Raw genomic sequence first — 24,550 nt, 5'->3', positions numbered from 1 at the left:
GGCGCCGCGAAGCGGCCCGCATGCCCTGCAAGGTAGAACATGACGGCCTTCGCAACACCACCGCCCGGCTAGCCGGCGCGCCCCTTTCGCGATCGACCCGGTCGCTCCCCGCCGATTACCGTCGGCGCCCCTCAGTCCCAAATTTTCACGTAGCAACGCATCGACCATGTCCACTTCGCCCAAGATCATCTACACCCTCACCGACGAAGCGCCGGCGCTCGCGACCTATTCGCTGCTGCCGATCGTCAAGGCCTTCACGCGCTCGTCGGGCGTCGCCGTCGAAACGCGCGACATCTCGCTCGCCGGCCGCATCATCGCGGCATTCGCCGATGTCCTGCCGCCGGAGCAGAAGGGTTCCGACGATCTGGCCGAACTGGGCCAGCTCACGCTGAAGCCGGAAGCGAACATCATCAAGCTGCCGAACATCAGCGCATCGGTGCCGCAGCTCAAGGCCGCGATCGCCGAACTGCAGGCGCAGGGCTACAAGCTGCCGGCCTATCCGGAGGAGCCGTCGACCGACGAAGAAAAGGCGATCAAGGCCCGCTACGACAAGATCAAGGGCAGCGCGGTGAACCCGGTGCTGCGCGAAGGCAACTCCGACCGTCGCGCGCCGCTGTCGGTCAAGAACTACGCACGCAAGCATCCGCACAAGATGGGCGCATGGAAGCCGACGTCGAAGGCGCATGTTGCGCACATGAGCGAAGGCGACTTCTACGGCAGCGAGAAGTCGGCGCTGATCGCGGATGCCGGCAGCGTGAAGATCGAACTCACGACGGCCGACGGCGTGAAGAAGGTGCTGAAGGAAAAGACGGCCGTGAAGGCCGGTGAAGTCATCGATGCATCGGTGATGAGCCGCAAGGCGCTGCGCAGCTTCATCGAAGCGCAGATCGCCGACGCCAAGGCGCAGGACGTGCTGTTCTCGGTGCACCTGAAGGCGACCATGATGAAGGTCTCGGATCCGATCCTGTTCGGCCACTTCGTGTCGGTGTTCTATCGCGACGCGCTCGCGAAGCACGCGGACGTGCTGGCGCAGGCCGGCTTCAACCCGAACAACGGGATCGGCGACCTGTACGCGCGCCTGAAGGACCTGCCGGCCGACACGCGCGAAGCGATCGAAGCCGACATCAAGGCCGAATACGCGGTGCGTCCGCGCCTCGCGATGGTCAACTCGGACAAGGGCATCACGAACCTGCACGTGCCGAGCGACGTGATCGTCGACGCGTCGATGCCGGCGATGATCCGCGAGTCGGGCTGCATGTGGGGGCCGGACGGCGAACTGTACGACGCGAAGGCCGTGATTCCGGACCGCTGCTACGCGGGCGTCTACCAGGCCGTGATCGAGGACTGCAAGCAGCACGGCGCATTCGACCCGGTCACGATGGGCAGCGTGCCGAACGTCGGCCTGATGGCGCAGGCAGCCGAGGAATACGGTTCGCACGACAAGACGTTCCAGATCCCGGCCGACGGCGTCGTGCGCGTCATCGACGAAGCGGGCAACGTGCTGCTCGAGCACGCGGTCGAGTCGGGCGACATCTGGCGCATGTGCCAGACGAAGGACGCGCCGGTGCAGGACTGGGTCAAGCTCGCGGTGAACCGCGCGCGCGCCACGGGTGCGCCGGCCGTGTTCTGGCTCGATCCGGCACGTGCGCACGACGCGCAGATCATCGCGAAGGTCGAACGCTACCTGAAGGATCACGACACGAACGGCCTCGACATCCGCATCATGACGCCGGTCGAAGCGACGCGCTTCTCGCTCGAGCGCATCCGCGCGGGCAAGGACACGATCTCGGTCACGGGCAACGTGCTGCGTGACTACCTGACCGACCTGTTCCCGATCATGGAACTGGGTACCAGCGCGAAGATGCTGTCGATCGTGCCGTTGATGGCCGGCGGCGGGATGTTCGAAACGGGCGCGGGCGGCTCGGCACCGAAGCACGTGCAGCAGTTCGTCGAGGAAGGTTTCCTGCGCTGGGATTCGCTCGGCGAATTCCTCGCGCTGGCCGCTTCGCTCGAACACCTCGGCAACGCGTACCAGAACCCGAAGGCGCTCGTGCTCGCGAAGACGCTCGACCAGGCGACCGGCAAGTTCCTGGACGAGAACAAGTCGCCCGCGCGCAAGGTCGGCGGCCTCGACAACCGCGGCAGCCACTTCTACCTGTGCCTGTACTGGGCGCAGGCGCTGGCCGAGCAGACCGAGGATGCCGCGCTGAAGGCGCAGTTCGAAGGTGTCGCGAAGTCGTTGTCCGACAACGAAGCGCGCATCCTGGAAGAACTGTCGGCCGCGCAGGGCAACGCACAGGCGATCGGTGGCTACTACCGCCCGAACGTCGACCTGACGAGCCGGGCGATGCGCCCGAGCGCGACGCTGAACGGCATCATCGACGCGGTCGCCTGAAGCAGGTAGCGCTCGCGCGCTCGCCACGGCAGCGGCAGTAGCCGATGCAGCGGGCCTGGCGGCTCGCCGCTGCGCCGAACATGAAAACGCCCCGGTCGCCCGGGGCGTTTTGCGTTGCCGGCGTGCCATTCAGACGTGAACGATTTCCCACTCGGCGATTTCGTGCGGCACTTCGAGCGTGGCCGTATCGAGGTCGGACAGTTGCTCGCAGTCACCGCGGGAGATGTGGTCGGCCGCCACTTCCGGGCACGAAAACGCGCCGAGCACGGCATTGCCGAACGTTGCTTCCCAGCCGCCGTTGCCCGGCAGGATATAGAACGACCCGAGCGCTGAACCAAAGCGAAATCCCTTCATTTCCGTTCTCCCTTTCTGATCACAAGCGATTCTGTTGTGCCGTTCGCCGGCTCGGCCGGCTGTGGCCCGACTGGCTGCTTGCGCCGGATTCCGTATCGAACGTCATGGCGAAGCGTCAGTGCATGGAACAAAGTCTACGTCCGGGGCAGCGTGTGATGGTGCGCGTAGAGTGCTTTCTCGAAACAAAAATACATCACAAAAAACAAAGGCTTATTTCGATCATTTTGTATTGCGGAACGTTTTTCGGCATCGCGAAACAGCGAATTTGTGCCATGCACCACGAATTTTTATAACGCAGGGGCTTGTTCCGCATCGTGAAAAATTGGCCGGTTCGCGCATCGGCGGTGCGCGGCGCGCCGAGCGGTGAAGCGAGCGGCGGGAGCGACGTGCGTCGGCCGCGCGTGACGAAAGCGGATCGCGGAGGCCGTCGGCCCGCCCGATTGCGGCGAGTGTGGTGAGGCGCAGCCACGCCCGGTAACGCGCGACGGCGCTCGGCGATCGCATCTGATTCGTTGGTCCGACGGGCCGCCGTGCGTCGCATCGACGCGCGTCGGCCGTTGCCGCGCTTCGGCATGGGGGCTGCGGTTATGATGACGCCGGCATCTGGATTCGCGTCGCGCACGAGCGCTTTTGCTTGCGAGCCAGCGCGAGTGTCGCGAAGGCCGCGCGACGCTGCATGAATAACGAGGAACGATTGATGATACGGAGAACCTTCCTGTCGCATGCCATCGGCGTCGCGGCGGCATCGCTGTTTGCGCGCACCGCATGGGCGCAGCACGCCGGTCATGCGGGCATGGCGGGCATGGATCAGATGGACGACATGCCGGGGATGTCGGGGATGGCGGAGCACGCGCAGCACGCGAAAGCGGCACCGGCCGCGCTCGCGGCGGCCGATGCGCTGCCGGCCGGCGCGCCGCTCGCGCCGCTGCGCACGCTTGCGAACGAGAGTCGTGAACCCGGCACGTTCCGCGCGACGCTGGTCGCGCAGCCGGTCGCGCGTCCGATGCTGCACGGCGCGCGTCCGACGACGTTCTGGCAGTTCGGTGCGGGCACGCACGGGCCGGTGGTCGGCCCGCTGATCGACGTGCGCGAGGGCGACACGGTCGAGATCCGCTTCGTGAACAAGCTGCCGCAGCCGTCGACGATCCACTGGCACGGCCTGCCGGTGCCGCCCGACCAGGACGGCAACCCGTCCGATCCCGTCGCGCCGGGCGCGTCTCGCGTGTATCGCTTCACGCTGCCGAAGGGCAGTGCCGGCACATACTGGTATCACCCGCATCCGCACATGATGACCGCCGAGCAGGTGTTTCGCGGGCTGGCCGGCCCGTTCGTCGTGCGGGCCGCCGACGATCCGCTCGCCGGCTGGCCCGAGCGCAACCTGTTCGTGTCCGACCTGAAGCTCGCGCGCGACGGCACGATTGCGCCGAACGACATGATGGACTGGATGAATGGCCGCGAAGGCCAGTTCGTGCTGGTCAACGGTGCGCGCCGGCCGCGGATCGACGTCGCGAGCGACGAGCGCTGGCGCGTGTGGAACGCGTGCAGCGCACGCTATCTGCTTGTTGCGTTCGACGACGGCCGTGCGTTCGAGCAGGTCGGCACCGACGGCGGGTTGTTCGATGCGCCGCGCCGCGTGACGTCGCTGCTGCTCGCGCCGGGCGAGCGCGCGGAACTGCTGGTGCGCGCCGGCGATCGCGCGTCACGGGCGGTGCTGCTCGCGGCCGAGTACGACCGCCGCAAGATGGCGATGTCGCATGACGGCGGCCATGGCAGCCTGCCTGCCGATCCTGCATTGCCGCTTGCCGACGTCGCCTTCACGCCGGCCGCCGCACGTGCGCTGCCGGCCACGCTGCGCGCCGTGTCCGCACTCGGCGAGCCGGTTGCGCACAAGGAAGTCGCATTCGGCGAGGAGATGGACATGGATGCGATGATGAACGGCCCCGCGCACGGCCGGCCGGCCGGAATGCGCTTCACGATCAACGGCGCGACCTACGCGCCGCACCATGCGACGCTGACGAGCCGCCGCGGCGACGTCGAACGCTGGACGATTCGCAATGCGACCGACATGGATCATCCGTTCCATGTGCATGGCACGCAATTCCAGGTGATCGAGCGCGCATCGGACGGCACGCGCACGAGCGAACCGTTCCGCGCGTGGCGCGACACCGTGAACGTGCGCAGCGGGGAGACCGTGACGATCCTCGTGATGCAGGACATGCCCGGCGAGCGCATGTTTCACTGCCATATTCTCGAACACGAGGATCTCGGCATGATGGGCACGCTGAAGGTCGTGTAGCGAGTATCGGTACGTTTCACGCGTATGACGGAATTCCATCTGCGTGTGTGACAAGACAATACGTGTCCAATTATCGGGATTGAACGAAAAGGCCGGCCAATCGAATTAACGTGTGGCCGGCCTGAAAAAAAGAAACCCGGCGCGATGCCGGGTTTCTTCGTCTGATATCCGGTGCCTTTACGCGGCCTGGATGTTCGACGCTTGCTTGCCCTTCGGCCCTTGAACGACCTCGAAGCTCACCTTCTGGCCTTCCTTCAGGGTCTTGAAGCCCTGCATGTTGATGGCCGAGAAGTGCGCAAACAGATCTTCACCGCCCTCGTCGGGAGTGATGAAACCGAAGCCCTTCGCGTCGTTGAACCACTTAACGATACCAGTTGCCATTTTCCTACTTCCCCTGTCACACAGTCGCTGCTACTTACCACGAGCACGCTCGAAAAGCTAAACGACCGGAAAACACAGCCGTTCCCCCCTCACAAGCTCACCTTCGGCCTCTTTCAATTCGCCAACCGACGAGTTGAAAAAAGTGCCAGCTTGATTGTTGGCGCTCTTTATTTGAGTGTCAAGCGGAATTTTTAGACGTTTAGAGGGACGTTGTAAAGAACCCATTTTCAGGGTTTCTCCGGCTTTGCTGTGCAGCATGCCGCCAAGCGCGCCGACTTGAAAAGTCGCATAATCGGCTCATATACCAGGCTCGAATGACACGCGATCGAGTCGTCCCGGCTTGTGGGATACTGGATGCGGACGCGACGGTCCGGTGCGGTTTCCCCCTGACGGTTCGTGTTCCGCGCCACGCGTGAAAGCCGGCACCGCAGCCGGCTTTCGTATGGCGCGAAGGCGATCGCGAGTCGTCGGGAACCAGGGAGGGCGCCGGCCGGTCGGTCGGGTAATGGCAGGATTGCGGGCCTGTCCGAGTTGTTTAGAATGGGTGTATGGCGATTATCCCGGACAAGCAGGACAGCACCGTCCTGGAACGCAAGCAGCAGAAGCTCAAGCCGCCTTCGATGTACAAGGTGGTGCTGCTGAACGACGACTTCACGCCGATGGAGTTCGTCGTGATGGTCGTACAGGAGTATTTCAAGAAGGATCGCGAGACGGCCACGCAGATCATGCTGAAGGTCCATCGCGAGGGGCGAGGGGTATGTGGGGTCTATACGCGGGACATCGCGTCGACCAAGGTTGAGCAAGTCGTTACCCATGCGCGGCAGGCCGGGCATCCGCTGCAGTGCGTGATGGAGGAAGCATGATTGCCCAGGAATTGGAAGTCAGCCTGCACATGGCGTTCATGGAAGCACGCCAGGCGCGCCATGAGTTCATTACGGTCGAGCATCTGCTACTGGCCCTGCTGGATAATCCAACGGCAGCCGAGGTGTTGCGCGCGTGTGCGGCCAACATCGAGGACTTGCGTCAGAACCTGCGCAATTTCATCCACGACAACACACCTACCGTCCCGGGCACCGACGATGTCGATACCCAGCCGACGCTCGGTTTCCAGCGCGTGATCCAGCGCGCGATCATGCACGTCCAGTCGACCTCGAACGGCAAGAAGGAAGTCACCGGCGCGAACGTGCTGGTCGCGATCTTCGGCGAGAAGGATTCGCACGCGGTGTATTACCTGCAGCAGCAGGGCGTCACGCGCCTGGACGTCGTGAACTTCATTTCGCACGGCATCGCGAAGACGAACGGCGGCGAAGCCGCGAAGTCGTCCGACGCGAACGCGGAAAGCGAAGACTCGAACGCGCAGAAGGAAACTCCGCTCGCGCAGTTCACGCAGAACCTGAACCAGATGGCGAAGGATGGCCGCATCGATCCGCTGATCGGCCGCGAGCCGGAGGTGGAGCGTGTCGTGCAGGTGCTGTGCCGCCGCCGCAAGAACAATCCGCTGCTCGTCGGCGAGGCGGGCGTCGGCAAAACCGCGATCGCCGAAGGGCTCGCCTATCGCATCACGCGCGGCGAAGTGCCGGACATCCTCGCGAACGCGCAGGTGTATTCGCTCGACATGGGCGCGCTGCTCGCGGGCACCAAGTATCGCGGCGACTTCGAGCAGCGTCTGAAGACGGTGCTCAAGGAGCTGAAGGAACGGCCGCACGCGATCCTGTTCATCGACGAGATCCACACGCTGATCGGCGCGGGCGCCGCGTCGGGCGGCACGCTCGACGCATCGAACCTGCTGAAGCCCGCACTGTCGTCGGGCACGCTCAAGTGCATCGGCGCGACCACGTTCACCGAGTATCGCGGCATCTTCGAAAAGGACGCGGCGCTGTCGCGGCGCTTCCAGAAGGTCGACGTGACGGAGCCGACCGTCGAGCAGACGGTTGCGATCTTGCGCGGGCTGAAGTCGCGCTTCGAGGAGCATCACGGCGTCAAGTATTCGTCGGGTGCGTTGTCGGCCGCGGCCGAGCTGTCGGCTCGCTTCATCACCGACCGCCACCTGCCGGACAAGGCGATCGACGTGATCGACGAGGCAGGTGCCGCGCAGCGCATCCTGCCGAAGTCGAAGCAGAAGAAGACGATCGGCAAGAGCGAGATCGAGGAAATCATCTCGAAGATCGCGCGCGTGCCGGCGCAGAGCGTGTCGCAGGACGATCGCAGCAAGCTGCAGACGCTCGATCGCGACCTGAAGAGCGTCGTGTTCGGCCAGGATCCGGCAATCGATGCACTCGCGGCATCGATCAAGATGGCGCGCGCGGGCCTCGGCAAGATGGACAAGCCGATCGGTGCGTTCCTGTTCTCCGGCCCGACGGGCGTCGGCAAGACCGAAGTGGCGCGCCAGCTCGCGTTCACGCTCGGCATCGAGCTGATCCGCTTCGACATGTCGGAATACATGGAGCGTCACGCGGTGAGCCGGTTGATCGGCGCGCCGCCGGGCTATGTCGGGTTCGACCAGGGCGGCCTGCTGACCGAAGCCGTCACGAAGAAGCCGCATTGCGTGCTGCTGCTCGATGAAATCGAGAAGGCGCATCCGGACATCTTCAACGTGCTGCTGCAGGTGATGGACCACGGCACGCTGACGGACAACAACGGCCGCAAGGCGGATTTCCGCAACGTCATCATCATCATGACGACGAACGCGGGCGCCGAGTCGATGCAGAAGGCGACGATCGGTTTCACGACGCGCCGCGAGACGGGCGACGAGATGACCGACATCAAGCGCCTGTTCACGCCGGAGTTCCGCAACCGTCTGGACGCGATCATCAGCTTCCGCTCGCTCGATGAGGAAATCATCATGCGCGTGGTCGACAAGTTCCTGATCCAGCTCGAAGAGCAATTGCACGAGAAGAAGGTCGACGCGCTCTTCACCGACGCGTTGCGCAAGCATCTCGCAAAGCACGGCTTCGATCCGCTGATGGGCGCGCGGCCGATGCAGCGGCTGATCCAGGACACGATCCGCCGCGCGCTGGCTGACGAGCTGTTGTTCGGCAAGCTGGTGAACGGCGGCCATGTGACGGTCGACGTCGACGAAGGCGACAAGGTGCAGTTGTCGTTCGACAAGCTGGCGAATCCGCCGCACAAGCCGAACGAAGAGACGGTCGAAGTCGAGTAAGCGATAATTCGTTGTTCATGCGAACGGCGCGGGAAGTCTTCCGCGCCGTTTCGTTTTATCTGGCGCCGGTGGCGCGTTGGTGGTGCAGGGGAGTGGCAACGCAGTGACACAACAACAACGGTCGTTCGACAACATCGTCGCGCGCGAACAAGGGTTGCGCCATGCGCTGACGTCGGGGCAGATGGCGATGATCGCGATCGGCGGCGCGATCGGCACGGGGCTCTTCCTCGGCAGCGGGTTCGCGATCGGGCTAGCGGGCCCGAGCGTGCTGGTTTCGTACGCGATCGGCGCGCTGATCGCGCTGCTGCTGATGGGCGCGCTCGCGGAAATGACCGTCGCGCATCCAACGGTCGGCTCGTTCGGCGCGTACGCCGAGCACTACGTCGGCCCGCTCGCGGGCTTTCTCGTGCGCTATGCGTACTGGTTCGCGGTGGTGTTCGCGATCGGCACCGAGATCAGCGCGATCGCCGTCTTCATGAAGTACTGGTTCCCGGCCGTGCCCGGCTGGTACTGGGTGATCGGCTTCTCCGCCCTGCTGATCGCGGTGAACCTCGCGAGCGTCACGCTGTACGGGTCGGTCGAGTACGCGTTTTCGTTGCTGAAGATCGCGGCGATCGTCGTGTTCATCGTGCTCGGCGCGTATCTCGTGTGGTCGGCGCCGGCGGCGTCGGGCATCGGCTTTGCGAACTACACCGCGCACGACGGCTTCATGCCGAAGGGGCCGTGGGGCACCTGGGTCGCGGTGATCGTCGCGATCTTCAGCTACATGAGCATCGAGGCCGTCGCGATCGCGGCCGGCGAGGCGCGCGATCCGCAGCATGCGGTCACGCGCGCGTTCCGCTCGACGGTGTTCCGGCTGGTGCTGTTCTACCTGCTCACGCTGTCGCTGATGCTCGCGATCGTGCCCTGGACGCAGGCCGGCACCGACGAAAGCCCGTTCGTGAAGGTGATGGCCGCGACGCACGTGCCGTATGCGGCCGGCGTGATCAACTTCGTGTTGCTGATCGCGGCGCTGTCGGCGATGAACAGCCAGCTCTACGTGACGACGCGGATGATGTTCAGCCTGTCGCGCGCGCGGCTCGCGCCGGCTGTGTTCGGCCGGCTCGGCAACAACGGCGTGCCGCGTGCGGCGTTGTGGATCTCGACCAGCGGCGTCGCGGTCGCGGCGGTGCTCGTCGCGCTGTCGCCGGATACGGCGTTCACCGTGATGATGGCGATCGCGATGTTCGGCGCGCTGTTCACGTGGCTGATGATCTTCGTCACGCACCTGCGTTTTCGCGCGCGATATCGCGGCCCGGCGCTTGCGTTCCGGATGTGGGGGCACCCGTTCGGCAGCTTGCTCGGTGCCGGCCTCGTCGGCGCGATCCTGCTGACGACGGCCTTTACGCGCGAATTCCGGATGACGATGGTGGTCGGCGTCGTATTCGTCGTGCTGCTGACGCTCGCATACGCGCTGCACTACCGGCACCAGCACGCGCGTTGACGCGTGGCTTCGCTCGGCACGGGCTGCGCGGCGCTGTCGCGCCGCTAAGGTTGCGTTAAGGCGGCGGGGATTACATTCGAACCTGTCCGCGATCCGCGGCTGGCGCATGCCGGCCCGTCGCCCCTCCGTAAAAAGGGTTCGAATGAACAAACTCCCCGAAATCACGCTCGCGTTCTGGATCATGAAGATCTGCGCGACGACGCTCGGCGAGACCGGCGGCGATTTGCTGTCGATGACGCTGAACGTCGGCTATGCACTGAGCTCGATCCTGCTGTTCGGTTTCTTCCTCGTGACGCTGGGCGCACAGCTCAAAACGACGCAGTATCGGCCGGCGATCTACTGGGCGGTGATCGTCGCGACGAGCACCGCCGGCACGACGATGTCCGATTTCATGGACCGCACGCTCGGCCTCGGCTATGCGGCCGGCTCGTCGATTCTCGTCGCGATCCTGCTGGCGATCTTCGCGGTGTGGCGCCTGAGCGGCGAATCGCTGTCGGTCGACCTGATCCGCACGCGCAAGGTCGAACTCCTGTACTGGATCGCGATCCTGTTCTCGAACACGCTGGGCACCGCGCTCGGCGATTTTCTCGCGGACAGCTCGGGTCTCGGCTTCGGCGGCGGCGCATTGCTGATCGGCGGGCTGCTCGCATTGATCGTTCTGGCCCACTATTTCACGCGCATTTCGGGCGTGCTGCTGTTCTGGGCCGCGTTCGTGCTCACGCGGCCGTTCGGGGCGACGGTCGGCGACCTGCTGACGAAACCCGTTGCCAAGGGCGGGCTCGCGCTCGGCACGGTCGGATCGTCGGCGGTGCTGCTCGGCGTGCTCGTCGCGATGGTCATCTACGCGAGCATCGCGCAGGCGCGGCGCCGCGGGCTCGAGCCCGCGCGGATCGCGCAGACAGCCGATCGTTGATCGGTCACGGAAAAGGAAAGGGGCCGTGAGGCCCCTGCTTGCATGGTGCCGTTCAGTGACGGCCGGTGCTGCCGAAGCCGCCCTCGCCGCGATCGCTTTGCGCGAAGTCGTCGACGATGTTGAATTGCGCCTGCACGACCGGCACGATCACGAGCTGCGCAAGCCGCTCGAACGGGTTCAGCACGAACTCGGTCTGGCCGCGGTTCCACGTCGAGATCATCAACTGGCCCTGGTAGTCCGAATCGATCAGGCCGACGAGGTTGCCGAGCACGATGCCGTGCTTGTGGCCGAGGCCCGAGCGCGGCAGGATCATTGCCGCGTAGCCGGGATCCGCGAGGTGGATCGCGAGGCCGGTCGGCACGAGCGTCGTTTCGCCCGGCTGCAGTGTGACGGGCGCGTCGAGACACGCGCGCAGGTCGAGGCCCGCGCTGCCGGTGGTCGCGTAGGCGGGCAGGTAGTCGCGCATGCGCGCGTCGAGAATCTTCAGATCGAGTTTCATGCGGTCGTCGAATCGGTCGGAAAAGGCGCGGCGGCACGGGCCACCGCGCGGGTGATCAGATCAGGCGGTTGTCCGGCAGGCGCTTCGCGATTTCCGCGACGAGCACGTGCGCCAATTCGTCCTTCGGTGCGCGCGGCAGGCGTGTGAGGCCGGCCGCCTCGAACAGCACGACTTCGTTGTCGTCGCGGCCGAACGTCAGCGGGCCGAGATTGCCGACCAGCAGCGGCACGTTCTTGCGCTTGCGCTTCTCGTCGCCATGCACGTCGAGATCGCCGCTTTCGGCCGCGAAGCCGACGCAGAACGGCGGATCGGGCAGTGCCGCGACCGATGCGAGGATGTCCGGGTTTTCGACGAAGGCGAGCGCCGGCATCTTGCGATCGGCCGTCTTCTTCATCTTGTGTTCGGCCGGCTGGGCAACGCGCCAGTCGGCAACCGCGGCCACCGCGATGAAGATGTCGGCATCGGACACCGCGTGCATCACCGCGTCGTACATCTGCTGCGCGGTCTGGACGTCCTGGCGGTACACGCCCCACGGCGTGTCGAGTGCGACCGGCCCGGCGACGAGATGCACGTCGGCGCCGGCCTGCTGCGCGGCGCGCGCGAGCGCGAAGCCCATCTTGCCGCTCGAGCGGTTCGTGAGGCCGCGCACCGGATCGAGCGGCTCGAACGTCGGGCCGGCCGTGATCAGTACGCGACGGTGCGCGAGCACCTTCGGCGCAAAGTGCGCGACGATCGCTTCGTAAATCGCTTCGGGTTCGAGCATGCGGCCGTCGCCGACTTCGCCGCACGCCTGCGCGCCGGAATCGGGGCCGAGCACCGACACGCCGTCGGCGCGCAGTTGCGCGGCATTGCGCTGCGTGGCCGGGTTCTGCCACATCTGGCGGTTCATCGCGGGCACGACGAGCAGCGGACAGTCGCGCGCGACGCACAGCGTCGACAGCAAGTCGTCGGCGAACCCGTGTGCGAGCTTCGCGAGGAAGTCCGTCGACGCGGGCGCGATCACGATCGCGTCGGCTTCGCGCGACAGGTCGATGTGCGCCATGTTGTTGTCGATGCGCGCGTCCCACTGGCTCGTATAGACGGGCCGGCCGGACAGCGCCTGCATCGTGACGGGCGTGATGAACTGCGTCGCGGCGTCGGTCATCACGACCTGCACGGTCGCGCCTGCCTTCGTCAGCAGCCGGGTGAGCTCGGCGATCTTGTAGCAGGCGATGCCGCCCGTCAGGCCGAGAACGAGGTGTTTTCCTGCGAGTTCTGCGTGTGCCAACTCAGGCCTCCAAGGGTCAAACGGAACGGCCGGCGCGAAGCCGGCCGTCGACACCGAGTATGCGCGCTCAGCGCGAGCCGCGCACGCGACGCAGTTCGTCGTAGATCAGCAGCACCGCACCGATCGTGATCGCGGAATCGGCGAGGTTGAACGCCGGGAAGTGCCAGGCGCCGAGGTGGAAATCGAGAAAGTCGATCACGTGGCCGTAGATCAGCCGGTCGATCACGTTACCGAGCGCGCCGCCGAGGATCAGCGCGAGCGACAGGCTGAACAGCCGTTGATGGCCGTGGCGGCGCAGCAGGAAGCAGATCACGAGCGTCGCGCCGACGCCGAGCGCGGTGAACGCCCAGCGCTGCCAGCCGCTCGCGGTCGACAGGAAGCCGAACGCGGCGCCGCGGTTGTACACCAGCACGAGGTTGAAGAACGACGTCAGCGCGTGCTGCGCGCCGTACGCGAACGTTTTCAGGATCGCGATCTTCGACAGCTGGTCGAACAGGATCACGATCAGCGAAATGCCGAGCCAGGGCGCGAGCGCGCCGCTGGCCGGTTTCGACACAGTCTTCGCCATATTCAAGCAGCGCTCCGGTTTTCGCCGTTTTCAAACAGGTTCGAGAAGCAGCGGCCGCACAGCGTCGGATGATCGGCGTGCGCGCCGACGTCCTCGCGATAGTGCCAGCAGCGTTCGCACTTCTCGTACTTCGACGCCGCGACGTCGACGCTTTCCTGCGCTTCGTCGTCGACCTTCACGACCGTTGCCGCCGACGTGATCAGCACGAACTTCAGGTCGTCGCCGAGGCTCGCGAGTGCGTCGTAGCGCGCGCCGCTCGCATGCACGGCCACTTCGGCCTGCAGCGACGAACCGATGCGGTTCGCGGTGCGTGCCTCCTCGAGCGCCTTCGTCACGTTGCCGCGCACTTCGCGCAGCAGCGCCCACTTGTCGATCAGCGCGGCCGCGCCGGCGACTTCCGGATACGTGTAGTAGGTTTCCGTGAACACGGTGTCGCTGGCCGGCTGGAACACCTTCCACGCTTCTTCCGCGGTGAACGACAGGAACGGCGCGAGCACGCGCAGCAGCCCTTGCGTCAGGTGGTACAGCGCCGTCTGCGCGGAGCGGCGTGCGCGCGAGTCGGGCGCGCTCGTGTACAGGCGGTCCTTCAGCACGTCGAGGTAGAAGCCGCCGAGATCTTCCGAGCAATACGTCTGCAGCTTCGCGACGACCGGATGGAACTCGTACTTCTCGTAGTGGCCCAGCAGTTCCACCTGCAGTTGCGTGGAGAACGCGACCGCGTAGCGGTCGATCTCGAGCCATTCGTCGACCGGCACCGCGTGCTGCGAGAAGTCGAAGTCCGACAGGTTCGCGAGCAGGAAGCGCAGCGTGTTGCGGATGCGGCGATAGCCTTCCGTCACGCGCTTCAGGATTTCCTCGGAGATCGCCAGTTCGCCCGAATAGTCGGTCGACGCGATCCACAGGCGGATGATTTCCGCGCCGAGACGGTTCGCGACTTCATGCGGGTCGATGCCGTTGCCGAGCGACTTGCTCATCTTGCGGCCTTCGCCATCGACCGTGAAGCCGTGCGTGAGCAGGCCCTTGTACGGCGCGCGGCCGTCGATCATCGACGCGGTCAGCAGCGACGAGTGGAACCAGCCGCGGTGCTGGTCCGAGCCTTCGAGGTACAGGTCGGCCGGGAACTGCAGCTGATCCTTGTGCGAGCCGCGCAGCACGTGCCAGTGCGTCGTGCCCGAGTCGAACCACACGTCGAGCGTGTCGCGGTTCTTTTCGTACAGGTTCGCGTCGTCGCCGATCAGCTCGCGCGGGTCGAGCGTCTGCCACGCCTCGATGCCCGACTGCTCGACGCGTTTCGCGACTTCCTCGAGCAGCTCGAGCGTGCGCGGGTGCAGCTCGCCGGTTTCCTTGTGCACGAAGAACGCCATCGGCACGCCCCACTGGCGCTGGCGCGACAGCGTCCAGTCCGGGCGGTTCGCGATCATGCTGAACAGGCGCTGCTTGCCCCACGACGGGTAGAACGCGGTCGCCTCGATGCCTTCGAGCGCGGTTTCGCGCAGCGTCTTGCCGCCTTCGCGCGGCGTCACGTCCATGCCGGCGAACCACTGCGACGTCGCGCGGTAGATGATCGGCGTCTTGTGGCGCCAGCAGTGCATGTAGCTGTGCTTGTAGTGCTCGCTGCGCAGCAGCGAGCCGGCCTCGCGCAGCGCGTCGACGACCTTCGGGTTCGCGTCCCAGATCGACAGGCCGCCGAACAGCGGCAGCGATTCGATGTAGCGGCCGTCGCCCATCACCGGGTTGATGATGTCGGAGTCGGTCATCCCGTGCGCCTTGCACGACTGGAAGTCCTCGATGCCGTAGGCGGGCGACGAGTGCACGACGCCGGTACCGGTGTCCGTCGTCACGTAGTCGCCGAGGTAGACGGGCGCGGTGCGCTTGTAGCCGGGGTGGGCCGATGCGAGCGGGTGGTGGAAGCGCAGGTTCGCGAGCTTCACGCCCGGCGTGGTCGCGATGACGCGGCCCGTCAGCTTGAAGTCGGTCATGCAGGCTTCGACGCGTTCTTCCGCGATGATCAGCAGCCCGCGCTCGGTGTCGACCAGCGCGTAGACGATTTCCGGATGGAGGTTCAGCGCCTGGTTGGCGGGGATCGTCCACGGCGTGGTGGTCCAGATCACGATGCCGCCGTCGGCGCGCGGCAGCGCCGGCAGGCCGAACGCCTGCGCGGTCTTTTCCGGTTCCGCGAACGGGAACATCACGTCGATCGTCGGGTCGGTGCGGTCCTTGTACTCGACTTCCGCCTCGGCGAGCGCCGAGCCGCAGTCGAAGCACCAGTTCACCGGCTTCAGCCCGCGATACACGTAGCCCTTCTCGATGATCTTGCCGAGCGCGCGAATCTCTTCCGCCTCGTTCACGAAATTCATCGTCTTGTACGGGTTCGCCCAGTCGCCGAGCACGCCGAGGCGCTTGAAGCCGACCTTCTGCTTCTCGATCTGCTCGGTCGCGTATGCGCGCGCCTTGCTCATCACTTCGGCCGCCGGCAGCGACTTGCCGAACTGCTTCTCGATCTGGATCTCGATCGGCATCCCGTGGCAATCCCAGCCCGGCACGTACGGCGCGTCGAAGCCGGCCATGTTGCGCGACTTGACGACGATGTCCTTCAGGATCTTGTTGACCGCGTGACCGAGGTGGATGTCGCCGTTCGCATACGGGGGGCCGTCGTGCAGGATGAACTTCGGCCGGCCCTTGCTGGCTGCGCGGATCTTCTCGTAGATGCCGCGCTCTTCCCATTCCTTGACCCACTGCGGCTCGCGCTTGGGCAGGTCGCCGCGCATCGGGAACGGCGTGTCGAGCAGGTTGACCGGATACTTGGCCTGCGGTTTCGAATCGGCTTTCTTGTTGCTCATGATGGGATCGCTATCTAAATCGGGGGACGCTCGTGCGTCGTGAATCGGGGATGCGCGCGTGTGGGCGGCGCGACGGGGCGGCGCGCGGCGCCGCCGGCCGGATCAGCTAATTCGGTCGGTCGCCGACGTCGAGAAGCCGGTCGCGCGGCTGCCCGGCGCGCGCTCGCGCTCGATGAAGTACGCGCGCGCGTTCGCGACGTCCAGCGCGATCGCGCGCGACAGCGCCTCGAGATCGTCGAACTTCGCCTCGTCGCGCAGCTTCTTCAGGAATTCGACGCGGATGAGCTTGCCGTACGCGTTGCCGTGCCAGTCGAGCAGATGGACTTCGAGCAGCACGCGGCCGGAATCGTCGACGGTCGGGCGCAGCCCGAGGCTCGCGACGCCCGGCAGCGGGGCAGGGCCGAGGCCGTGCACCTGCACGACGAAGATGCCCTTGAGCGCCGGCCGCTTGTGCGCGATCGGCAGGTTCAGGGTCGGGAAGCCGAGGTCGCGGCCGAGCTTGAGCCCGTGTGCGACGTGGCCGCTGATCGCGTAGCCGTGGCCGAGCGCTTGCGCGGCCGCGTCGAGATCGCCCGCGGTGAGCGCGGCGCGCACGCCCGAGCTGGAGATGCGCGTGCCGTCGCTGCCGGCGACCGTGCCCATCTGCTCGACCTCGAAGCCGTATTGCTCGCCGGCCGCCTTCAGCGTGTCGAAGGTGCCCGCGCGCTTCGCGCCGTAGCAGAAATCGTCGCCGACCATCATCCAGCGCGTGTGCAGCCCGCCGACCAGCGTGCGTTCGACGAACGCCTGCGGCGACTGGCTCGCGAACGTGTGGTTGAAGTGCTCGACGACGACGCGGTCGACCCCGTGTTCGCGCAGCGCCTCCAGCTTGTCGCGCAGCATCGCGATGCGCGGCGGCGCGCCGGCGGGGTTGAAGAATTCACGCGGATGCGGCTCGAAGGTCATCACGCACACGGGCAGGCCGCGCGCGTCCGCTGCCGCGCGCACGCGCGCGAGCAGGGCCTGGTGGCCGCGATGGACACCGTCGAAGTTGCCGATCGTCAGCGCGCACGGCGCGCGGCTCTCGGCGTTGGGCAGGCCGCGGAAGACTTTCACGATAGCGGATGCAGCGTCGGGGAATGGGCGGTGGGATGCCGCAAAGCAGAAGATTATAAACGTTCGGGCGGCCCGGCGGCCGAGAAGGCGGGAAACGCGGGGGCGAATGGTAAAATTCGCGGATGAAAAAACTCGTGATCCTGATTTCCGGTCGCGGCAGCAACATGGAGGCCATCGTCCGCGCGTGCGCGCAGGAACGCTGGCCGGCCGAGGTCGCCGCCGTGATCGCCAACCGGCCCGACGCGGCCGGCCTGGCCTTTGCCGCGTCGCACGGGGTGGCGACCGCGGTGGTCGACCATCGGTCGTTCGACAGCCGCGACAGCTTCGACGCGGCGCTCGCCGCCGAGATCGACCGCTTCGCGCCCGATCTCGTCGTGCTCGCCGGCTTCATGCGCATCCTCACGCCCGAATTCGTCAGACGATACGAGGGCCGGCTGCTGAACATCCACCCGTCGCTGCTGCCGAGCTTCAAGGGCATCCACACGCACCAGCAGGCGCTGGATGCCGGCGTCGCGCTGCATGGCGCGAGCGTGCATTTCGTGATTCCCGAACTCGACAGCGGTGCGATCGTCGCGCAGGGCGCCGTGCCCGTGCGCGCCGGCGACGACGCGGCCGCGCTTGCGCAGCGCGTGCTGACGGTCGAGCACGTGCTGTATCCGCGTGCGGTGCGGTGGTTCGTCGAGGGGCGCCTGCGCCTCGAGAACGGCCGGGCAGTGGTGGCGCCGGAAGAGGCGCGCTGGATTTTCGCGGATCAACCGCATACCGAAACGAGCGAGGGCGTATGAAGCTGCACGGATTCCTGATTGGCCAGACCGAGACCTTGCTCGCCGAGGTGCTGAAGTTCACAGGCCCCGCCGACGCGACGACGAGCCGGTTCTTCCGCGCGCATCCGAAGCTCGGCCATGCCGAGCGCGGCGTGATCGCCGAGGCGGTGTTCGCGGTGCTGCGCCGGAAGATGGAGTTTTCGCACCTTGCCGAAAGCGGCACGGGCAGCCCCGCGCGGCGCCTGACGCTGCTCGGCCTGATGCAGACGCTCGGCCGCAATGCGTTGAAGCCGTTCGTGTCCGACACCGAGGCCGCGTGGCTCGAGCACGTGTCGAAGATCGATCCGGCGAGCCTGCCGGTGCGCGTGCGCACGAACCTGCCGGACTGGATCTACCAGGCGCTGTCGGCCCGTTTCGACGCCGAGGAGCTCGCGCAGCTCGCCGCGGCGCTGAACTATCCGGCGCCGCTCGACCTGCGCGCCAACGTGCAGAAGGCGACGCGCGAACAGGTGATCGATGCGCTGCGCGCGAACGGCATCGATGCGGGCGAGACGCCGTTCGCGCCGCACGGCGTGCGCGTGGTCGGCAAGCCGGCGCTCACGCGCCTGAAGTTGTTCGAGGAAGGCCAGATCGAGGTGCAGGACGAAGGCAGTCAGTTGCTGTGCTCGCTGGTGGCGCCGCGTCGCGGCGAGATGGTCGTCGATTTCTGCGCGGGGGCCGGCGGCAAGACGCTCGCGCTCGGCGCGATGATGCGCTCGACCGGGCGCCTGTATGCGTTCGACGTGTCGGAAAAGCGTCTCGCGAAGCTGAAGCCGCGCCTCGCGCGCAGCGGGCTGTCCAACGTGAATCCGGTGCTGATCGACAGCGAGCACGACGCGAAGATCAAGCGGCTCGCCGGCAAGATCGACCGCGTGCTGGTCGACGCGCCGTGCAGCGGGCTCGGCACGCTGCGCCGCAACCCGGACCTCAAGTGGCGCCAGACGCGCACGTCGATCGAGGAGCTCACGCCGAAGCAGGCGTCGATCCTCGCGAGCGCCGCGCGTCTCGTGAAGAAGGGCGGCCGGCTCGTCTACGCGACCTGCAGCGTGCTCGACGCGGAGAACGAAGCGATCGTCGAGCAGTTCCTGGCCGACCATCCGGACTTCGTGCTGGTGCCCGCGCAGAAGGTGCTGGCCGACCAGCGCATCGCGCTCGAGACCGGCGACTACCTGTCGCTGTGGCCGCACCGCCATGCGACCGACGGCTTCTTCGCCGCGGTCCTCGAACGGCGCGCGCAGTAACGGCAGCCGGGACCAACGATGGAGAATTTGCAGAGCCGCCTGCTGTCGCACCGGCTGGCGTCGGTGATTCGGGATTTCCATCAGCCCGTGATGATCTGGCAGGCGGCGATCCTGGTCGGCGCATTGTGCTTCGCATGGGTTGCCGCGCGCTTCGTTCATGGCCGCATCGATGCGCGGCGCCGGGCGGCCGGCCGCGCGCCCGGCGCAGGCGCGCAAAGCCTGAAGCGTGCGTTGTTTCCGCTGTTCGGCGGCGTTTTCGTGGGGATCGCGCAGCTCGCGTTCGATCCGTTCATGTCGACGTCGCTGCTGTCGCTCGCGCTCGTGCCGCTGTTCGGCATCGGGCTCATCTACGTGCTGTTCTTTTTCGCGCGGCGCGTATTCGCGCGCGACGGGCACACGCATGCGTGGCTGTCGATCGTCGAGAAGATCGTGTCGACCGTCGTGTGGGTCGCGATGGTGCTGACCGTGCTCGGTATCCAGCGCGACGTGCTCGGCTGGCTCGACAGCGTGCAATTCCGCGTCGCGAATGCCCACCTGACTTTGCTGTCGGTGATTTCGGGCGCGCTGTGGGTATGCGTGACGCTGATGGTCGCGATGTGGCTCGGCTCGGTGCTCGAGGATCGCCTCACGCGCGCGACCACGCTCGACGCGAACCTGAAGGTCGTGCTGTCGCGGGTCGGCCGCGCGCTGCTCGTGTTCGCGGCGATCCTGATCGGGCTGTCGCTCGTCGGCATCGATGTGACGGTGCTCGGCGTGTTCGGCGGTGCGGTGGGCGTCGGCCTCGGCTTCGGGCTGCAGAAGATCGCCAGCAACTACGTATCGGGCTTCATCATCCTGCTCGACCGCTCGCTGCGGCTCGGCGACGCGATCAGCGTCGGCGGGCTGCAGGGCGTCGTCACGCAGATTCGCACGCGTTATACGGTCGTGCGCGGCCTCGACGGCAACGAGACGCTGATCCCGAACGAGAAACTGATCACCGACGTCGTGCAGAACCAGTCGTCGTACCTCACGCGCGGCTACGCGAAGGTCGCCGTGCAGATTGCCTATACGAGCGACGTCGAGCAGGCGCTGGCGGTGCTCGCGGAAGCCGCGAACGGCGTGCCGCGCGTGCTCGCGGAGCCGGCGCCGACCCCGTACCTGGTCGGCTTCGGCGCGGACGGGATCGATCTGGAGCTCGGCTTCTGGATCGAGGATGCGGCGAAAGGCACGTCGGGCGTGCGTTCGTCGGTGAACCGCAACATCTGGCGGCTGTTCGCCGAGCATGGAATTTCCATTCCGTTCCCGCAGCGCGAGGTGCGTGTGGTCGGCCTGCCGGACGGCCTGGCCGCGACCGGCGCAGTGGCCGACGGCATGCCCGTGGCGGCGGGCGGCGATGCGATGGACGGGCGCGCGTCGGCCGCGTAGAGGCAACCTCGACGAAGCGGGCGGCCGAAACCGGATCGACAGGCTTTCCCGGTCCGCCGATGGACTGTCCGCGTTGCGTCAAGACAAGAAAATATTCATTTTTTACAAAGACTTGGAACGGTTGAAGTAAAATTCCGGTCTACACGCGGTATGCTTTCATTTTTATGACGTCGGCCTGCGCCGGCATCGCTCTCACCACAGGTAACTGCCTTGTTGAATTCCCTGCTCGATTTTCTTTCCCACGGGCTCCTGCGTTTTTCGTGGTGGCAGGTCGCGTTGTTCGCGCTCGCCGTCACGCACGTCACGATCATCGGCGTGACGGTCTACCTGCACCGCTGCCAGGCGCACCGCGCGCTGGAGCTGCATCCGATCGCAAGTCACTTCTTCCGTGCCTGGTTGTGGATGACGACCGGCATGCTGACCGGCCAGTGGGCCGCGATCCATCGCAAGCACCACGCGAAGTGCGAAACCGAGGAAGATCCGCACAGCCCGCAGACGCGCGGCATCTGGAAGGTGTTCCTCGAAGGCGCCGAGCTGTATCGCGCGGAGGCGAAGAACGAGGAAACGATGCGCAAGTTCAGTCACGGCACGCCGAATGACTGGATCGAGCGCAATCTCTACTCGAAGTACCCGATCCTCGGCGTGAGCCTGATGATGGTGATCGACGTCGCGCTGTTCGGCGTGCTCGGCCTGACCGTGTGGGCCGTGCAGATGGTCTGGATTCCGTTCTGGGCAGCGGGTGTCGTGAACGGTTTCGGCCACTTCTGGGGCTACCGCAACTTCAACTCGGCCGACGCGAGCACGAACCTGTTTCCGTGGGGCATCGTGATCGGCGGCGAAGAGCTGCACAACAACCATCACACGTTCGCGACGTCGGCGAAGCTGTCGAACAAGTGGTACGAATTCGACATCGGCTGGATGTACATCCGCATCATGTCGGCATTCGGTCTCGCGAAGGTGAAGAAGGTTGCGCCGACGCCGCGCCTGAACAAGCCGAAGACGGTGCTCGACCAGGAAACGCTGCAGGCCGTGCTGTCGAACCGCTACGAAGTGATGGCGCGCTACGGCAAGGCCGTGAAGCGCGCGTATCGCCAGGAGCTCGCGCACTTGAAGGAACTCGGTTCGAGCGAGAAGTACCAGCTGATGCGCAGCGCGCGCAAGTGGTTCCACAAGGACGCCGACGGCCTCGACGAGCCGCAGAAGAAGCTGCTGCCCGAGATCTTCGCGAACAGCCAGAAGCTGCATACGTACTTCCAGCTGCGCCAGGATCTGGCCGCGATCTGGGATCGTTCGACCGCGTCGCGCGAACAGCTGCTCGCGCAATTGCAGGATTGGTGCCACCGCGCGGAACAAAGCGGCATCAAGGCGCTGCAGGAATTTGCGACACGCCTGCGTCGCTACGCCTGATTCGAAATCGATTAGAATCTCAGGACGTCACAAACCCCGCGTTGGCGGGGTTTTTTCATTTGGGCGGCCGGTTTTCCAGGGACGACCGGACGCGCCGGAATTCGTGTGAGGTTTGGGGCCGCGCCGACGTTGCGCCCCGGGCAAGCGGAGAGGATCGGCCCGAGCATGCGCTGGAGCGCTGATTCCGGGCTACCGCGAAGCATGGGACAGAGTAGGCGGTAAAGCGCTAACTCTGGTCGACCGCGAAGCATGGGACCAGAGTAAGCGCTAAAGCGCTAACTCTGGTCGACCGCAAAGCATGGGACCAGAGTAAGCGCTGAAGCGCTAACTCTGGTCGACCGCAAAGCATGGGACCAGAGTAAGCGCTGAAGCGCTAACTCTGGTCGACAGGAGATATGGAGATGCAATCGACGATCAAATCCGTCGAGTACGACCGGCCAGTCTCGGCCGGGACCGTCTGCGGCGTGGGCCAGGCATGGGCCAAGGTGCCCGAAGCACCGTCCGCCGAAGAACGCGCCGCGCTGAAGGCACGCATCAAGGCGCTGCTCGCGCGTGAAAAGGCCGTGCTCGTCGCTCACTATTACGTGGATGCCGAGCTGCAGGAGCTGGCCGACGAAACCGGCGGCTGCGTCGCCGATTCGCTCGAAATGGCCCGCTTCGGCCGCGACCACGACGCGCAGACGCTCGTCGTCGCCGGCGTGCGCTTCATGGGCGAAACCGCGAAGATCCTGAGCCCCGGCAAACGCGTTCTGATGCCCGATCTCGACGCGACCTGCTCGCTCGATCTGGGCTGCCCGGTCGACGAATTCTCCGCGTTCTGCGATGCGCATCCCGACCGCACCGTCGTCGTCTATGCGAACACCAGCGCCGCCGTGAAGGCGCGTGCCGACTGGATGGTCACGTCGTCGATCGGCCTCGAGATCGTCGCCGACCTGCACGCGCGCGGCGAGAAGATCATCTGGGCACCCGATCGCCATCTCGGCAGCTACATCCAGAAGAAAACCGGCGCCGACATGCTGTTGTGGCAGGGCTCGTGCCTCGTCCACGACGAATTCAAGGGCATCGAGCTCGACCTGCTGCGCGCCGAGTATCCGGACGCGAAGGTGCTCGTGCATCCCGAGTCGCCGGAAAGCGTCGTCGCGCAGGCGGACGTCGTCGGCTCGACGACGCAGCTGATCGACGCCGCCGTGAAGTTCGACGCGACGCACTTCATCGTCGCGACCGACCTCGGCATTCTGCACAAGATGCAGCTCGCCGCACCCGGCAAGACCTTCATCGCCGCGCCGACGGCCGGCAACAGCGCGACCTGCAAGAGCTGCGCCCATTGCCCGTGGATGGCGATGAACGGCCTCGCGAACCTCGCCGACGTGCTCGAGCGCGGTCACAACGAGATCTTCGTCGATCCCGCGATCGGCGTGCGCGCGCGCGTGCCGATCGACCGGATGCTGGATTTCGCAGCGGCGCACAAGAAGCGCGTGCAGGCGAGCGGCGATCTGCAGCGGGATCAGCAACTGTTCGCGAACGTGGGGGCGGCATGACGAGCGCAGTCTCTCCGCTGTTCGAAGCCGTGCGCGCCCAATACGGCGCGGCATTCGACGAAGCGATCGCGCGCAACGTCGCCGATGCGATCGCCGAAGACGTCGGCACCGGCGACCAGACCGGGCGGCTCGTGCCGGCCGGCGAGCGGCGCCGTGCGCGCATCATCGTGCGCGAGGAAGCGGTGTTGTGCGGCGTGCCGTGGTTCGAGGCCGTCGTCGCGCGCATCGATCCGTCGATCGTCGTGCAGTGGCGGTATCGCGAAGGCGACCGGATGACACCGGATTCGACGGTCTGCGAGCTCGAAGGGCCGGCGCGCGCACTGCTGACGGCCGAGCGCAACGGGCTGAACTTCCTGCAACTGCTGTCGGGCGTCGCGAGCGCGACGCGTCGTTACGTCGATCGCGTCGAAGGCACGCGCGCGAAGATCCTCGATACGCGCAAGACACTGCCGGGCCTGCGGCTCGCGCAGAAGTACGCGGTGCGGGTCGGCGGCGGCGAGAACCAGCGTCTCGCGTTGTACGACGGCATCCTGATCAAGGAAAACCATATCGCGGCGGCCGGCGGTGTCGGCGAAGCGCTCGATGCGGCGTTCGCGCTCGGTGCCGGCGTGCCGGTGCAGATCGAAGTCGAGACGCTCGCGCAACTCGACACGGCGCTCGCGCACGGCGCGCAGTCGGTGCTGCTCGACAACTTCACGCTCGACATGATGCGCGAAGCGGTGCGCGTCGCTTCCGGCAAGGCCGTGCTGGAAGTGTCGGGCGGCGTCAATTTCGATACGGTACGCACGTTCGCGGAGACGGGCGTCGACCGCATCTCGATCGGCGCGCTGACGAAGGACGTGCGCGCGACCGACTATTCGATGCGGATCGTCGATTGACCGGGCGATAGGCCGTCTGACGAAAAAA

At 66.0% G+C, this 24,550-nt stretch carries 20 protein-coding genes; 12 read left to right on the top strand and 8 right to left on the bottom strand.

Going from position 1 to position 24,550, the window contains the following annotated elements; genetic code table 11:
* Positions 1 to 166 precede the first annotated feature (166 nt).
* Positions 167 to 2,395, top strand: a complete 2,229-nt coding sequence (locus tag WS51_RS23075) for an NADP-dependent isocitrate dehydrogenase (RefSeq protein WP_059508157.1) — start codon at positions 167 to 169, stop codon at positions 2,393 to 2,395.
* Positions 2,396 to 2,524: 129 nt separating this feature from the next.
* Here the strand turns inward: WS51_RS23075 and WS51_RS23070 are convergent, their stop codons facing one another.
* Together WS51_RS23070 and WS51_RS32190 are read right to left on the bottom strand one after the other, a co-directional pair.
* A complete protein-coding gene (locus WS51_RS23070) occupies positions 2,525 to 2,749 on the bottom strand; it encodes a hypothetical protein (protein ID WP_059450923.1) in 225 nt (74 codons plus the stop codon).
* Positions 2,750 to 2,942: 193 nt separating this feature from the next.
* Positions 2,943 to 3,473 carry a hypothetical protein gene (locus WS51_RS32190; protein WP_167358001.1) on the bottom strand — a complete coding sequence of 177 codons (531 nt, stop codon included), beginning with the start codon at positions 3,471 to 3,473 and terminating at the stop codon, positions 2,943 to 2,945.
* On the opposite strand from WS51_RS32190, the gene WS51_RS23065 reads away from it, so the two are divergent.
* Positions 3,447 to 5,045, top strand: a complete 1,599-nt coding sequence (locus tag WS51_RS23065; protein ID WP_059508158.1) for a multicopper oxidase family protein — start codon at positions 3,447 to 3,449, stop codon at positions 5,043 to 5,045. The two genes, WS51_RS32190 and WS51_RS23065, sit on opposite strands and share 27 nt — an antisense overlap.
* A 177-nt stretch (positions 5,046 to 5,222) precedes the next feature.
* Here WS51_RS23065 and WS51_RS23060 read toward each other — a convergent pair whose 3' ends face one another.
* Entirely contained in the window at positions 5,223 to 5,426 is a 204-nt protein-coding gene (locus tag WS51_RS23060) for a cold-shock protein (RefSeq protein ID WP_004196460.1), read from the bottom strand.
* Positions 5,427 to 5,974: 548 nt separating this feature from the next.
* On the opposite strand from WS51_RS23060, the gene clpS reads away from it, so the two are divergent.
* The 4 genes from clpS to WS51_RS23040 all read left to right on the top strand — a co-directional run bounded on the left by clpS (position 5,975) and on the right by WS51_RS23040 (position 10,982).
* A complete protein-coding gene (gene clpS / locus WS51_RS23055) occupies positions 5,975 to 6,289 on the top strand; it encodes an ATP-dependent Clp protease adapter ClpS (RefSeq protein ID WP_006398529.1) in 315 nt (104 codons plus the stop codon).
* Positions 6,286 to 8,586 (top strand): ATP-dependent Clp protease ATP-binding subunit ClpA, encoded by a 2,301-nt coding sequence (clpA, locus tag WS51_RS23050; RefSeq protein ID WP_059450925.1) that lies wholly within the window; start codon positions 6,286 to 6,288, stop codon positions 8,584 to 8,586. The genes clpS and clpA overlap by 4 nt, the downstream gene beginning before the upstream one ends.
* A gap of 103 nt (positions 8,587 to 8,689) precedes the next feature.
* Positions 8,690 to 10,069 carry an amino acid permease gene (locus WS51_RS23045; RefSeq protein WP_069230033.1) on the top strand — a complete coding sequence of 460 codons (1,380 nt, stop codon included), beginning with the start codon at positions 8,690 to 8,692 and terminating at the stop codon, positions 10,067 to 10,069.
* Positions 10,070 to 10,211: 142 nt separating this feature from the next.
* Positions 10,212 to 10,982, top strand: a complete 771-nt coding sequence (locus WS51_RS23040) for a COG4705 family protein (protein WP_059450927.1) — start codon at positions 10,212 to 10,214, stop codon at positions 10,980 to 10,982.
* A 52-nt stretch (positions 10,983 to 11,034) separates the two neighbouring features.
* Here WS51_RS23040 and dut read toward each other — a convergent pair whose 3' ends face one another.
* The 5 genes from dut to WS51_RS23015 form a co-directional block, all read right to left on the bottom strand.
* The gene (gene dut / locus WS51_RS23035; RefSeq protein WP_059450928.1) at positions 11,035 to 11,481 is read right to left on the bottom strand and encodes a dUTP diphosphatase; all 447 of its coding nucleotides are present in this window, start codon (positions 11,479 to 11,481) and stop codon (positions 11,035 to 11,037) included.
* Positions 11,482 to 11,536: 55 nt separating this feature from the next.
* Positions 11,537 to 12,748 carry a bifunctional phosphopantothenoylcysteine decarboxylase/phosphopantothenate--cysteine ligase CoaBC gene (coaBC, locus tag WS51_RS23030; RefSeq protein WP_059769635.1) on the bottom strand — a complete coding sequence of 404 codons (1,212 nt, stop codon included), beginning with the start codon at positions 12,746 to 12,748 and terminating at the stop codon, positions 11,537 to 11,539.
* Between the two features lie 67 nt (positions 12,749 to 12,815).
* A complete protein-coding gene (gene lspA, locus WS51_RS23025) occupies positions 12,816 to 13,316 on the bottom strand; it encodes a signal peptidase II (RefSeq protein ID WP_059508161.1) in 501 nt (166 codons plus the stop codon).
* Between the two features lie 2 nt (positions 13,317 to 13,318).
* Entirely contained in the window at positions 13,319 to 16,156 is a 2,838-nt protein-coding gene (gene ileS / locus WS51_RS23020) for an isoleucine--tRNA ligase (protein ID WP_069229817.1), read from the bottom strand.
* 102 nt (positions 16,157 to 16,258) lie between these two features.
* Positions 16,259 to 17,251, bottom strand: a complete 993-nt coding sequence (locus WS51_RS23015; protein WP_059450932.1) for a bifunctional riboflavin kinase/FAD synthetase — start codon at positions 17,249 to 17,251, stop codon at positions 16,259 to 16,261.
* 122 nt (positions 17,252 to 17,373) lie between these two features.
* On the opposite strand from WS51_RS23015, the gene purN reads away from it, so the two are divergent.
* From purN to nadC, 6 genes are all read left to right on the top strand, one after another.
* Positions 17,374 to 18,036 carry a phosphoribosylglycinamide formyltransferase gene (purN, locus tag WS51_RS23010; protein WP_059450933.1) on the top strand — a complete coding sequence of 221 codons (663 nt, stop codon included), beginning with the start codon at positions 17,374 to 17,376 and terminating at the stop codon, positions 18,034 to 18,036.
* Entirely contained in the window at positions 18,033 to 19,295 is a 1,263-nt protein-coding gene (locus WS51_RS23005) for an RsmB/NOP family class I SAM-dependent RNA methyltransferase (RefSeq protein ID WP_059450934.1), read from the top strand. The genes purN and WS51_RS23005 overlap by 4 nt, the downstream gene beginning before the upstream one ends.
* A gap of 18 nt (positions 19,296 to 19,313) precedes the next feature.
* Positions 19,314 to 20,699: a mechanosensitive ion channel family protein gene (locus WS51_RS23000; RefSeq protein ID WP_069229816.1), complete on the top strand. Its 1,386-nt coding sequence runs from the start codon at positions 19,314 to 19,316 to the stop codon at positions 20,697 to 20,699.
* Between the two features lie 210 nt (positions 20,700 to 20,909).
* Positions 20,910 to 22,106 carry a DesA family fatty acid desaturase gene (locus WS51_RS22995; protein ID WP_059450936.1) on the top strand — a complete coding sequence of 399 codons (1,197 nt, stop codon included), beginning with the start codon at positions 20,910 to 20,912 and terminating at the stop codon, positions 22,104 to 22,106.
* 401 nt (positions 22,107 to 22,507) lie between these two features.
* Positions 22,508 to 23,644 carry a quinolinate synthase NadA gene (nadA, locus tag WS51_RS22990; protein ID WP_059451029.1) on the top strand — a complete coding sequence of 379 codons (1,137 nt, stop codon included), beginning with the start codon at positions 22,508 to 22,510 and terminating at the stop codon, positions 23,642 to 23,644.
* Positions 23,641 to 24,522, top strand: a complete 882-nt coding sequence (gene nadC / locus WS51_RS22985) for a carboxylating nicotinate-nucleotide diphosphorylase (RefSeq protein WP_060272984.1) — start codon at positions 23,641 to 23,643, stop codon at positions 24,520 to 24,522. Before nadA ends, nadC begins: the two co-directional genes overlap by 4 nt.
* Positions 24,523 to 24,550 lie beyond the last annotated feature (28 nt).

It is taken from the genome of Burkholderia territorii (assembly GCF_001718335.1).
GTDB classification, from domain to species: Bacteria; Pseudomonadota; Gammaproteobacteria; order Burkholderiales; family Burkholderiaceae; genus Burkholderia; species Burkholderia territorii.
Note: the sequence above shows the minus strand (reverse complement) of the source record. Positions and strands in the feature narration are given on the sequence as shown.